Consider the following 12,235-nt stretch of genomic DNA (forward strand, 5'->3'; position numbering starts at 1 on the left):
CAAATTCGTGAAGAAATTGAATACGATGGCGTCCCCGATGTCATCGGGTCAAACATTTTTCAGGCCCGACAACTCCCGATGTCAACAGGGCTGCCGCAGAATTCAAGTTCAGATTGAACGCAGCGTCCAGCTGACGATCTCGGAGACGACCGTGGAGAAAGCGCGGTCGAGACCCTTGACGAAGCCGTCATTGCTGCCGCCGGCCGGCGCCATGGCGCGGAACACCTTCTGGGCGCGCACCGAGCCGTTCCGGTCATTGAGGATCTTGGCAGAAATTTCGACCACCGCCTGGTTACCGTTGGAAGCGTCGATCTCGAAGGAGCGGATATCGGTGACGACCTGATAGTCGATCGCCAGTCCCTGCCCCGGCATGCCTACGCCGCCAAGCTTGCCGGAGTTCTCGAAGGCTTCCACGAGCTTGGACTGCACTATGCGGGGCAGCTTGTCGCCCCATTGCGCCCGCGAGAGGTACTGTATTTCCGAGGAGGACACGCGGATGACGATCTGCTCGCTGTCGAGCGCCCTCAGCGCCGTCGGCCCAGCGATCAGGATCTGGCGGGATTTGGCCGCGGGTCCATCACCGTCAACGGCGGCGGACAGGTCGTAGGTATCGTTCTTGGCCGACGTGCCGCACCCGGAAAGGATTAGCGCCGTCAGCGGCAGCGCGATCGCCGTTCCCCTGATCCATGAACGGCGCGACAACAGATGCGATGCGACCATTAGGCTACCTCTGACTTCCCCTGTTAGCGCCGCGTCCGGCCGTCATATTGCTTCACCGTGTCCCCGCCGAAGATCAGGCGTTGCGGGTTGCGGTCGAAGTTGGTGATCGTATCGTTCAGATTGCTCACGGTTCCGCGCATGTCGTTAACGAGCGTTTGTACGTCGCGCAGGCCGCCGTTCGAGAACTTCTGCAGATTGTCGGCGATCGGCCCGATGCGCGAATTCAGGTTGTCAGCGACCTTCTTAAACGATTCGAGCGTCTCGCGCGCCTCGGTAAACAGCGATTGCGTATTGTCGGTGCCGAGCAGCGCGTCGACCTTGATGAGAATGCCGTCGATACGCGTCGAGGCCGAATTCAGCTTGTTGGCGAGCTGCGACACGTCCTGGATCGTCTGGTCGATATCTTTCTGGCGCGACGACACCGTGTTGGCGACGTCGCGGATCGAAGCGACGGCGACGCGCGCATCCTTGGTCGCTTGCGAGATATCGTCGACCGAACCCTTGATCTTGGCCGGATCGATCTGGGCGACGAGGGTATCGACGCGGTCGAGCGTCGCCTGCGCCTGCTTGCCGAAATCGTTGAAGGTGGTGGCCGTCTCGTCGAACTTCTGTATAGCGCCCTTGAGATCGCCGGAGGCATCGGCGATGTTGGCGGTGATCTTCTCGGCATTGGAGACGATATGGTCGATCTTCTGAGCATCGACCGCCTTCACTAGTGATTCCACGGCCTGAAGTGTCGAATCAACACGGCCGGAGACCGCCTTCACCGTATTGGAAAGTTCGCCGACGCTCTGCAGGAAGGAGTCGATATTGTCGGAATTCTTCGCAAGCGCATCCGAGAAGGTCTCGGCATTCTTGAAGGTCTCGGTCAGCGGCCCGCGCGAGATCCTGAATGAAGCCCTGGAGATCGCCGACCGCGTCGTTGGCGCGGTCGAGGATCTTGTCGGCGGTCGCCAGAAGATTGGTGACGCTCGATTGGTCGGCGACGATGACGGCGCGTTTGCCGTTGTCGATAGCATGTTGGAGGATGCTTTCCTCGCCCTTGCGGCCGCCGGACAGTTCGATATAGGCGGCCCCCGTCAAGCCCTGGATTTCAAGGGCGGCCTTGGTCGAGGGGTAGATCGGCGCATCGGTGCGCACCTGGGTAAAGGCCAGCGAATATTGCGGATCGTCGGCGTCGATCGACAGCGTCTGTACCGAGCCTACCTGGATGCCGTTGAAACGCACCGGCGAGCCGACGCTGAGGCCGTTGGCAGAGCCCGGAATGCGCACGATCAGCTCCGTCATGGGGCCGCCGCGGCCATATTCGGCCATCCAGTAGACGAAGCCGAAAGCGGCCGCGATCACCAGCAGTGTGAAAAAACCGACAATTGTATAATTGGCTTTGGTTTCCATCTTATCCGGTCACTTCCCGCTCACGCCGTGCTGTGCGCCATCGTACTGCGGCACGATGGACCGCGCCCGCTTGCCCTTGAAGTAAGCCTGCACCCACGGATCGTCATAGGCGAGCATATCGTCGATCGTACCTTCCACCATTACCCGCTTCTTTCCGAGCACGGCAATACGGTCGCAGACCGAAAACAGGCTGTCGAGGTCGTGCGTCACCATATACACGGTCAGTCCCAGACTATCGCGCAGGTTGGCGATCAGTTCATCGAATTCTGCCGCACCTATGGGGTCGAGACCGGAGGTCGGCTCGTCGAGAAAAACCAGTTCCGGATCGAGCGCCAGCGCGCGGGCAAGGGCTGCGCGCTTGATCATGCCGCCGGACAGTTCGGACGGGTATTTGTCGGCGGCGTCTGCCGCCAACCCCACCATGCGGATCTTGAGATGCGCCAATTCGTCCATCAGCGAGCGCGGCAGGTCGAGATATTCGCGCATCGGCACCTGGATGTTTTCCTTCACCGTTAGCGACGAGAACAGCGCACCCTGCTGGAACAGCACGCCGAGCCGCATGTCGAGCGCGTTGCGCTGCGGTTCGTCAAGCTCGTCGAAATCCTGGCCGAGGATCTTGATCGTGCCGGAGCGGCGCGGCAAAAGCCGCAGTACCGTGCGCATCAGCACCGATTTGCCGGTGCCCGAAGCGCCGACGAATCCCAGGATCTCACCGCGATAGATGTCGAGGTTCAGATTGTCGAGCACAACCTTCGACCCGAAAGCGACCGTGACGTCGCGCGCCGAAAGCACGACATCCCTGCCCTGTCCTTCGCTTTCGATCGGTTGCTCGTCCACGCCGCCCGCCATGCTAGAAGTCGATCGCTGCATAGAACATCGCAAAAAGCCCGTCCATCAGGATGACGACGAAAATCGCCTTCACCACTGAGGCCGTCACATGCTGGCCGAGCGATTCCGCGCTGCCGCCGACCTTCAACCCTTCCACGGCAGCGACGATGCCGATGACGAGCGCCATGAACGGCGCCTTGATCATGCCTGACAGGACCGTCGATAAGGTTACCGCCTCGTGCAGGCGCGACAGGAAGTTGGCGAAAGTGATACCGGAATAACCCCAGGCGACGGCAGCGGCACCGGCAAGCGAGGCAAAATTCGCCAGCACCGTCAGAAGCGGCAGTGCAATCGTCAGCGCCACCAGGCGCGGGAAGATCAGCACGCCGATCGGGTTCAGCCCCATCACTTTCAGCGCATCAATTTCCTCGCGCATCTTCATCGAGCCGATTTCGGCGGTAATCGCGCTGCCGGAACGGCCAGCAATCATGATCGAGGTCAGAAGCACGCCGATTTCGCGCAATTGCAGGATGCCGACGAGATCGACGACGAAGACCTCCGCACCGAAATACCGCAGCTGGAAGGCGCCCTGCTGGGCGATGATCGCCCCGATCAGAAACGACATCAACAGAATGATCGGAACGGCGCGAACACCCATGCGGTCGATCTGGTTGACGATCGAAGCCGGCGAAACACCGCTGCCGCGGCCGAGCTTCATCTGCGCGCCGCGCACCGCCGAGCCGAGGATATACATGGAGGCGGCAAGATTATCCCAGACGTCGTAGGTCATCTTGCCGATCGGCGCGAAAATGCGCGCGACGAGCGAGACTTTTTCCTTCTGCTCCGGCTCCGCTTTGGCCGGCTCTTCGGAAAACATCTCGAGCATTTCGTCGATATGCGGATTGGTGCCTTCGAAGCGGATCGTGCGCCCGGCCGCCTCCTGTTCCTTCTTCAAACGGCACAGAAGCCAGATTCCGGCAGTGTCGATGTCTGATAGATTAGAGAGATCGACCGTCAAATCGCCGGCCTTCTCGTGCACAAGCTTTTCGAGATCGCGCAGCACGAAATGCACATAAGCGCTGCGCCAGTTGCCGCTAAGACGCACGCGCTGCCCCGAACCATCGGCATGGTCGTCCACTTCAAGCGAGGCGGCGTTGCGATTCTCGGCGTTCAAGATACTTATGTCTCTCAGGGCTTACAGTGACATGCCGAATCGCGAAAACGATCGTTCATCGTCCGGCGCGTCAATATACAGAAGCAACGTCCAATTTCCATGCTCGCAGGATAGCAATAATGCCGCGCATTCTCGATATCCAGATGAATTCCTTTCCCATTGCCGGGACCTTCACCATCTCGCGCGGGGCAAAGACCGAAGCTGAGGTCATCACCTGCACACTCACTGAGGAAGGGGCGCATGGACGTGGCGAATGCGTGCCCTACCGCCGTTACGGCGAGACGATGGAGAGCGTCTTCGCCCAGATCGAGGCCGCGCGCCCGCTTGTTGAAGCCGGCATCTCGCGCGATGACCTATTGTCGGCGATGCCGCCGGGTGCCGCCCGCAACGCCGTCGATTGCGCCCTCTGGGATCTCGAAGCGAAACGGACGGGCCGGAGCGTCGCCGCCCGCCTCGGCCTCGGCGCTCTGAAGCCGCTGACCACCGCTTACACCATCTCGCTCGGCGAGCCGGAAGTGATGGCCGCGCAGGCCCGCGAACATGCCGGTCGTGCGTTGCTCAAGGTCAAGGTCGGAACCGGCGACGATGAAAGCCGCATCCGCGCCGTCCGCGCGGCCGCACCCGATGCCGCCATCATCCTCGACGCCAATGAGGGCTGGCCGGAGGCGGTGCTGGAGCGTCACCTTGACATCGCGGCGCAGGCGGGCGTCGCCCTTGTCGAGCAGCCGCTGCCGGCAGGCCGCGATGGGCTGCTTGCTGAAATCCGGCGGCCTCTCCTCGTCTGCGCCGACGAAAGCGTCCATCACGCCGGCGATCTCGCAAGCCTTGCCGACCGCTACGACGCGATCAACATCAAGCTCGACAAGACGGGTGGCCTGTCCGAGGCCCTGGCGATGAAGACAGAGGCCGAGCGCCTCGGTTTTTCCATCATGATCGGCTGCATGGTCGGCACTTCGCTCGCCATGGCGCCGGCCGTCCTGCTCGCCCAGAATGCCGATTTCGTCGATCTCGATGGTCCGCTGCTGCTTGCCCGCGATCGCGAACCCGGACTGCGCTACGCCGCTTCCCTGGTTTTTCCGCCTGAAAGCATCCTCTGGGGCTGAAGGTAATAAGCTGAAATGACGAGACCGAGACCGGAAAGCGCAACCAGCGCCATGACGTAATAGCTGACAACGCCGAGCCAGGCGTAGAGATAGCCCGACGCGATGGTCATCAGGCCCATTGCCATGCCGACATAGAAGAAATAGGCGCCTTGCGCCGAGGATTCCTTCGTCTCCTGCACCGTCGCCACGATCCGCCGCTGCACGCCCGTATGCACGAAGGCATAGGTGAAGCCGTGGAAGCATTGCAGCAGGAAGAATCCGGCAAAGCCCGTATTCATCGGAAACAGGATCCAGCGGCAGACGCTCACGGCGCAGCCGAAGCGAATCAGCGTCCAGGCGTCGAAGCGCCGGTTGAGCCGCTTCGACAGGAAGAATACCGTCACCTCCGAAGCGACGCCTGCGCTCCAGAGGAGGCCGACCTCAGTGCCGGAAAAGCCGAGCTGGTGCCAATAGATCGAGGAAAAGGCATTAAGCACGGCATGGCTCGATTGCTGGATGGCGACGCCGATCAAAAGCAGCAGCAAGTGCGGCTCTCGCAGACCGCTGCCGGTGGCGGCGGGAAGATCGATCGGTTGGCCGCGCCGCCGCGTCGGCCCGATGCGCGGACAGAAGATCGCCATGACGACAGTCATGCTGAAGCCGAACACCATGACGGCAAGTACCATCCCGCCGCCCCACCGGCTGATCAGCTGGCCGCCGGCGAGCGTCGAGACGATGAAGGCGATCGAGCCCCACACGCGCATCGATCCGTAATCGAGCCCCCAGCGGCGCACGCCCGAAATGACGATCGATTCGACGACGGGCACATAAGGCGCGAAGGCGGCGCCCTGCAGCGCGAAGACGATCGTCACGGGCCAGAAGCTGGTCGTCCAGTAGAGCGCGATCGCCGTCAGCAGAGACACGCCTCCCGACCAGAGCAATACGTCCGCGCGCTCCTTGAGGCGGTCGGCAATCATGGCGACCACGGGCGCCACCAGCACGCGCACCACCATGGGTATGGCAAGGATGATGCCGATCTCATGATCACTGAAGCTATGGGTTTCGAGCCAGACGGGGAAAAACGGCAGGACGACGCCGTTGACCAGCAGCGGCGCGCAATAGGAAAGCGCGCTGAGCAGCCGGAAGCGCGGCGGCGCTCCCTCACCCGGGGTATGTTGAGCGGGAATCATAGGTGAACCTGAAGGAAACTTGGCGTTGTCCTAACACACCACCTGAGGAGCGACTATTGCTAGAAATAGCCGTCCTGAAACGTTTTAGAAAATAAATAGGGCCTGTCACCTCACGGTAACGGCTAAATTCCTGGAGTGCCGCCGCGGATGCGCCGGCGCCGAAATCAAGCAGCCTGAGGGGCCAGTTCGCCCTCGTCATGCATTTCGATGGCGGCAAGCGCCGGCACGGCGCTGGCAAGCGCGCGCCAGGTGATCAGTTCGAACGTGCCGTCCTCATGCTCGGCCACAGCCGTGCAGCTTTCCACCCAGTCGCCTGTGTTGATGTAGCGGATGCCTTCCATGTCCTGGATGACGGCATGGTGGATATGGCCGCAGATCACGCCGTCGGCGCCGCTCTTGCGGGCCTCTTCGGCGACCACGCGCTCGAACTCGCCGATGAAATTGACGGCATGCTTGACCTGCAGCTTGGCCCAGGCCGAGAACGACCAGTAGGGCATGCCGAGACGGCGGCGGACGGCCGCGAGCAGAAGGTTGATGCGGATCGCCGTGTCATAGGCCCAGTCGCCGAGATAGGCGAGCAGCCGGGCGTTACGGACGACGACGTCGAATTCGTCGCCATGCAGGATCAGATATTTCTTGCCGTCGGCGCCATCATGCATCATGCGCTCGACGACCTCGATGCCGCCGAAATGCATGCCGGGGAAATCGCGCAGGAATTCATCGTGATTGCCGGGGATGTAGACGACGCGCGTGCCCTTGCGCGCCTTGCGCAGCAGCTTCTGGACGACGTCGTTGCAGACCTGCGGCCAATACCAGCTGCGCTTCAGGCGCCAGCCGTCGACGATATCGCCCACAAGCACGATCGTATCGGCGTCATGGTAGCGCAGGAAATCCAGCAGGAAGTCGGCCTTCGCGGCCTTCGAGCCGAGATGGACATCGGAAATGAAGAGCGTGCGGAAATGTCTGGGTTCCATCATGTCTGTCACGAGCAGCTGCTCATGTCCCATCTTTCATCTAGCCTTCCAAAACCAGACTCGTGTTTCAGGAAGATGACAAGGTGGGGAAAAGCCCTGCAAACCCGCTCATTCCGTCCGGATGGCAAATGCCGATCCCGTCGGTCGAGAAGCTCGCAATACCAGAACCGGGAATCCCAGTTATCTTATTTTCGCGCCGCGAGACTCAAGATCTTTCCCGCATACCGAGAATCAAATTAACAGCAGCTGCCGATCGAGGCATAACCTGGGGGATTTGATGATGCGCGCCCGCACCGCGACGATAATGATTTCTGTTGCACTGCTTGCCGGCTGTGCTCCGACGCAGCAGGACTATGATGCGATCGTCACGCTGCTGCAGGGCAGTGCAAGAGCGAGAAATCAGTTCGTCAACGACTGTTCGAAGGGTTTCGATGCGAATGAGCGCCGTAACGCCGGGATCGTGATAAACGTCTCGGACAAGGACGCTCCGAGGATCGCCTGCCAGCGATATCTTGCGGCCGCGCTCTCCGGTCGCGCCACGTATCAGGATCTGCTCGACATCAAGGCGCACCGGTTTACGCCAAAGCTCATCAAGATCTTTCAGGGTCGCTGATAGCGGAAGGGATTGGGGCAAGCGGAAAGCAGGCGCTTCGCCTCCATCCTGACCGGAATGTTGCCCTGTGGATTGAGCGCGTCCATGATGACGGCGATTCCAGATCCAACAAGGCGGGACGGCTGATGCGTCTCTTTCTCGTGCGCCACGGCGAATCCCTCGGCAACCTCAACGAACGGGCCTATCGCCAATTCGGCGACCACAACGTGCCCCTGACACAATGGGGCTATCGCCAGGCGGCCGAAGCCGGCAACGTGATCGCCTCATACTTGCGGGCATTGCCGAATTCAGGCTTTCGGAAGCTGCACATCTGGTACTCGCCGTTTCTGCGCACGCGCCAGAGCAAGGATGCATTGCTCGAAGCCCTGCCTGAAAACGTCGTCGGCGATATCAGGGAGGATTATCTGCTGCGCGAGCAGGATTTCGGTCTCTTCACCGAAATTTACGACCACGCCGAGCAGAAACAGAAATTCCCCGAGGAATTCGAAAAATGGGCGAGGCTGCGCAATAACAGCGGGAAATTCTACGCCCGGCCGCCGGATGGCGAAAGCCGCGCCGATGTGGCGCAGCGGGTGCGCCTGTTCCTCCAGACGGTCATGCACGATCCCGAACACAACGACCACAACGTCGCGATCGTCGGCCACGGCGTCACCAACCGGGCGCTCGAAATGAACTTCCTGCACCATTCCGTCGATTGGTTCGAGCGCTCCGACAATCCCGGAAATGCCGACGTCACGCTGATCGAGGGCACGCGCTCGCAAGGCTATACGTCGATCCTGCTGCATCAAGCTGGCGACCGGCAGCCGGGACAGGAAGGCCAGTTGCGCGATGCCTATGGCGCCGATGTGACGATCACGCCAAAGGCCGGCGGGTAGACCCCTACCCCACAAGGGGCTCTTGTGAGGAGGGGTTCCATTCTATCCCTCACGCAGCCCGCACGGCCGCCGTCGGTTTCACGTTCTGGTTCATCCGGAACAGGTTGTTCGGATCGTAACGCAGCTTGATTTCGGCAAGATGGGCGTAATTGGCGCCGTAAGCCATTTCCACGCGATCGGTTTCGTCCTCAGGCATGAAGTTGATATAGGCGGTTCCCACAGCATGCGGCTTGGTTGCCTCGAAGAGTTCGCGCGCCCAGCCGATGCAGTTTGCGTCCATCCCGGTCTCCCGCCAGCGCGCATGCACGTTCATGACGAAATGCGAGCTACGCTGCGGAAATGCGGTGGCTTCTGTGGGAATACGGCCGGCGGCCCCGCCGACATGGCCGACGAATATCTCGCATTCGGGTCCCGGCAGTTTGCGAACGGCCGAAAGCAGAAGCTCGATCGCCGCATCGGAAAGTGAGGCGAAATCCTGGCTCTTCCAGTAATTGCGCGCCCCCGGCGTCAGAAGCGGGTCAAATGCCTGCTGCCAGCCGGCAAACGGCATCGGACCGACGATGTCGGCGATCGGCTTTCCGATCCCACGCAATCTCGCCGCCGCCTTTTCTCCTGCTGCCATGTCTCCGCAGTAGCACATGGCGAGCACGACGATTTCCTTGCCGTGCCATTCGGCCGGCAGGAACGGCAGGGGTGGCGCCTGGCGCATCACCACCCAGCAGGTCAGCTCGTCGGGTGCGGTCTCCAGCGCCTGCCGATATTCCCTGAGCACCTTTTCCGCATCGGCGAAAGGATGCACGACCAGGCCGGCGAAAACCTCGGGATGGAGCGGGTTGAGCTGAAATTCGAAAGAAGTGACAACGCCGAAGTTGCCGCCGCCGCCGCGCAGCGCCCAAAAGAGGTCCGGTTTCTCCGTCTCGCTCGCCTTGACCAGCTCGCCGTCCGCCGTCACCACATCCACCGAAATCAGATTGTCGAGCGTCAGCCCGAATTTGCGGGTCAGCCAGCCGAAACCACCACCGAGCGTCAGGCCGGCAATGCCGGTCGTGGAATTGATGCCAGTCGGCAGCACCAGGCCGAAAGCCAGCGTTTCTTTGTCGACGTCACCGAGTGTAGCGCCCGGCTCGATCCTGGCGCGGCGCGTATCGAGATCCACCCGCACCGATTTCATCGACGACAGATCGATGACGACGCCGCCCTCGCAGACGGCGTTGCCGGCAATGCCGTGCCCGCCGCCGCGCACCGAAACGAGCAGATTGTTGTCGCGCGCAAAACGAACCGCGCGCACGACATCGGCCGCCCCTGCGCAGCGCGCAATCAGGCCCGGCCGGCGATCGATCATCGCATTCCAGATCGCCCGTGCCTCATCGTAGTCCATATCTTTGTTGGTCAGGAGACTGCCACGAAATCCGGCGGCAAACGCATCCATGGCCGCGTCATTGACCATCGTCTGACCCCGTTGCAGGGTCGTGAGGTTCAAATTGTCCATGATTTCCTCCATGCGACCGGCGCCCCGCACCGTCGCGGCGGCATTTTGCGCTTGCTGCGGCCATCAAACAAGTTTCGAAAAGGATTAGCTCTCTGCGGCCGCAACGACGGGAACGTCATTCCATTGACTTGACGTCCGAAATTGGCGTTCGCGGACGGCTCCTTGCTGAGAGCCTGCTGATATCTAACCCCGCAGTCCGCGCGCGACAGCATCGATGACCGCGCCGATCCGCCCCGGAACGAACCGACGCGATGGATGAACGGCGTGGATCGGCAGCACCAGTTTCCGCCAGTTGGAGAGAACCTCGACAAGTCTTCCATCGGCTATGTCTTCTGCAACGAGATCGACGGGGATGTAGATGATGCCTGCGCCGGCGAGCGCTGCCGTCCTAAGTGCCTCACCGTTATCGATCTCCATGTTGCCGTGGACCGCGACCGTGAAACTCTCCCCGTCCTCCGTCTCGAATGGCCATTCGTCGCGCGGAACGAGATTGAGATTGAGGATACAGCGGCCGAGGCGAAGATCATCAGGCCGCTCTGGCGCAGCAAATCGTTGAAGATAGGCCGGAGAGGCGCAGCAGACGAAGTGATAGCTGCCGACCCGGCGCGCAATCAGGGAAGATGGCTTCAATTCCCCGATCCTGATCGCCAGATCGTAACCCTCGGCCACGAGATCGACGTTACGGTCACTGAGGTTCAGCTCGACGGAAAGTGCCGGATGCCGCTCCGCGAGCACAGCCATAACAGGCGCGAGCCGCTTGATCCCCAGTGTCGTCGGAGCGCTGACACGCAGGCGTCCAGACAATGCCTCGGCATCAGGGCGGGAAATATCGTTGAGCTCCTCCAGCTCGTCGATGATCCTGTTTGCTTTGACGAGGAAACGAGACCCGATCTCGGTCAGCCGCTGCGTGCGCGTGGTGCGTTCGATCAGCTTGACTCCGTACTCCTGCTCCAGCGCCTGGATGCGTCGGCCAACCATCGCAGGCGAAATGCCAAGCCGCTTCGCCGCTCCGGCAAAGCTTCCCGATGTCGCGGCGGCAATGAGGGTCTGCAGGTTCAAAAGATCAGTCATTCGATACTTTTATGCAGTTCTATTATCGCAATCAATGCAATTAACGAATGGATTATTCGGATGTATCTCTTTGTTACCCCCTCGGATCAAAGGAGAAAACGCAATGAAAACAGCAATCATCGGCATCGGAAACATGGGCAAGGGTCTGGCCGCACGTCTTGCCGGCAAGACTGATCTCGTTATCGCCGGCCGCAACGATACGGCCGCGCGCAGCCTTGCCGAAAGCCTCGGCGTCGAGAGCGCCCCCATTGCCGAGGCGATCGCCGCCGCCGAGGTCGTCGTCCTTGCCGTTCCCTATGCGAGCGCCCTTGAAATTGCCGCTTTGCCGTCACTCGCAGGCAAGATCGTCGTCGATATCAGCAATCCATTGAAACCTGATTTCTCCGGCCTGCTCTTCAGCAACGAGACTTCCGCCGCCGAAAAAATCCAGAAGGCTGCCGCCGGCGCCAAGGTCGTCAAGGCCTTCAACACCATCTTCGCCGAACTCTTCAACGCGCCCCGTGACGCCACGGCGAAAGTGCCGGTATTCGTCGCCGGAAATGATGAAGACGCGGTGGAAAAGGTTTCCCGTCTGGTCGTCGATTCCGGATTTGCCGTCGAAAAGTCCGGCGGCCTTGACGCTGCGACACTTCTGGAACCGCTCGGCATGCTCAACATCCGGCTCGGCTACGGCCTCGGCCGCGGAACCGCCATCGCCCCCGCCTGGGTCAACATCGCCGCCTGAAGGCTTGCCGCCGATAGATAGGATGAACATCCCGTCCGCGAGGCCGGGATGTTTTTGCTGTTCGACCGAAAACTTCTCCCACCCCTCATTTCCATACTGT

11 protein-coding genes and 1 pseudogene are annotated in these 12,235 nt (G+C 61.1%); 4 read left to right on the forward strand and 8 right to left on the reverse strand.

What is annotated here, in order from left to right:
- Positions 1-108: 108 nt before the first annotated feature.
- From NE852_RS11510 to NE852_RS11525, 4 genes and pseudogenes are all read right to left on the reverse strand, one after another.
- The gene (locus tag NE852_RS11510; protein ID WP_008525823.1) at positions 109-720 is read right to left on the reverse strand and encodes an ABC-type transport auxiliary lipoprotein family protein; all 612 of its coding nucleotides are present in this window, start codon (positions 718-720) and stop codon (positions 109-111) included.
- 23 nt (positions 721-743) lie between these two features.
- Positions 744-2,115: pseudogene (locus tag NE852_RS11515) on the reverse strand (MlaD family protein).
- Between the two features lie 9 nt (positions 2,116-2,124).
- A complete protein-coding gene (locus tag NE852_RS11520; RefSeq protein WP_008525819.1) occupies positions 2,125-2,964 on the reverse strand; it encodes an ABC transporter ATP-binding protein in 840 nt (279 codons plus the stop codon).
- Position 2,965: 1 nt separating this feature from the next.
- Positions 2,966-4,135, reverse strand: coding sequence for an MlaE family lipid ABC transporter permease subunit (locus NE852_RS11525; RefSeq protein ID WP_258156699.1), 1,170 nt, complete (start codon positions 4,133-4,135; stop codon positions 2,966-2,968).
- 101 nt (positions 4,136-4,236) lie between these two features.
- Between NE852_RS11525 and dgcA the strand changes: the two genes are divergently transcribed.
- The gene (gene dgcA / locus NE852_RS11530) at positions 4,237-5,220 is read left to right on the forward strand and encodes an N-acetyl-D-Glu racemase DgcA (protein ID WP_008525798.1); all 984 of its coding nucleotides are present in this window, start codon (positions 4,237-4,239) and stop codon (positions 5,218-5,220) included.
- Here dgcA and NE852_RS11535 read toward each other — a convergent pair.
- Entirely contained in the window at positions 5,172-6,389 is a 1,218-nt protein-coding gene (locus NE852_RS11535; protein ID WP_008525796.1) for an MFS transporter, read from the reverse strand. The two genes, dgcA and NE852_RS11535, sit on opposite strands and share 49 nt — an antisense overlap.
- 164 nt (positions 6,390-6,553) lie before the next feature.
- Positions 6,554-7,396, reverse strand: coding sequence for a UDP-2,3-diacylglucosamine diphosphatase (locus tag NE852_RS11540; RefSeq protein ID WP_008525793.1), 843 nt, complete (start codon positions 7,394-7,396; stop codon positions 6,554-6,556).
- Positions 7,397-7,643: 247 nt separating this feature from the next.
- Between NE852_RS11540 and NE852_RS11545 the strand changes: the two genes are divergently transcribed.
- Entirely contained in the window at positions 7,644-7,976 is a 333-nt protein-coding gene (locus tag NE852_RS11545; protein WP_037171149.1) for a hypothetical protein, read from the forward strand.
- 125 nt (positions 7,977-8,101) lie between these two features.
- Positions 8,102-8,851, forward strand: a complete 750-nt coding sequence (locus tag NE852_RS11550; RefSeq protein ID WP_008525789.1) for a histidine phosphatase family protein — start codon at positions 8,102-8,104, stop codon at positions 8,849-8,851.
- 49 nt (positions 8,852-8,900) lie between these two features.
- On the opposite strand, the gene NE852_RS11555 is transcribed toward NE852_RS11550, so the two are convergent.
- Together NE852_RS11555 and NE852_RS11560 are read right to left on the reverse strand one after the other, a co-directional pair.
- Positions 8,901-10,340: an FAD-binding oxidoreductase gene (locus tag NE852_RS11555; RefSeq protein WP_008525787.1), complete on the reverse strand. Its 1,440-nt coding sequence runs from the start codon at positions 10,338-10,340 to the stop codon at positions 8,901-8,903.
- Between the two features lie 183 nt (positions 10,341-10,523).
- Complete coding sequence (locus NE852_RS11560; RefSeq protein WP_008525785.1) at positions 10,524-11,411, reverse strand: LysR family transcriptional regulator; 888 nt, start codon at positions 11,409-11,411, stop codon at positions 10,524-10,526.
- Positions 11,412-11,514: 103 nt separating this feature from the next.
- Between NE852_RS11560 and NE852_RS11565 the strand changes: the two genes are divergently transcribed.
- Positions 11,515-12,135 (forward strand): NADPH-dependent F420 reductase, encoded by a 621-nt coding sequence (locus NE852_RS11565; RefSeq protein WP_008525783.1) that lies wholly within the window; start codon positions 11,515-11,517, stop codon positions 12,133-12,135.
- The last annotated feature ends 100 nt before the right edge of the window (positions 12,136-12,235 follow it).

The organism is Rhizobium sp. Pop5 (assembly GCF_024721175.1).
In the GTDB taxonomy this organism is placed as follows: domain Bacteria; phylum Pseudomonadota; class Alphaproteobacteria; order Rhizobiales; family Rhizobiaceae; genus Rhizobium.

Bases quoted from the DNA above. Each gene is read 5' to 3' on its own strand.
- NE852_RS11510 (WP_008525823.1), bottom strand. From the start codon at position 720: ATGGTCGCATCGCATCTGTTGTCGCGCCGTTCATGGATCAGGGGAACG.
- NE852_RS11520 (WP_008525819.1), bottom strand. From the start codon at position 2,964: ATGGCGGGCGGCGTGGACGAGCAACCGATCGAAAGCGAAGGACAGGGC.
- dgcA (WP_008525798.1), top strand. From the start codon at position 4,237: ATGCCGCGCATTCTCGATATCCAGATGAATTCCTTTCCCATTGCCGGG.
- NE852_RS11535 (WP_008525796.1), bottom strand. From the start codon at position 6,389: ATGATTCCCGCTCAACATACCCCGGGTGAGGGAGCGCCGCCGCGCTTC.
- NE852_RS11540 (WP_008525793.1), bottom strand. From the start codon at position 7,396: ATGGGACATGAGCAGCTGCTCGTGACAGACATGATGGAACCCAGACAT.
- NE852_RS11545 (WP_037171149.1), top strand. From the start codon at position 7,644: ATGCGCGCCCGCACCGCGACGATAATGATTTCTGTTGCACTGCTTGCC.
- NE852_RS11550 (WP_008525789.1), top strand. From the start codon at position 8,102: ATGCGTCTCTTTCTCGTGCGCCACGGCGAATCCCTCGGCAACCTCAAC.
- NE852_RS11555 (WP_008525787.1), bottom strand. From the start codon at position 10,340: ATGGACAATTTGAACCTCACGACCCTGCAACGGGGTCAGACGATGGTC.
- NE852_RS11560 (WP_008525785.1), bottom strand. From the start codon at position 11,411: ATGACTGATCTTTTGAACCTGCAGACCCTCATTGCCGCCGCGACATCG.
- NE852_RS11565 (WP_008525783.1), top strand. From the start codon at position 11,515: ATGAAAACAGCAATCATCGGCATCGGAAACATGGGCAAGGGTCTGGCC.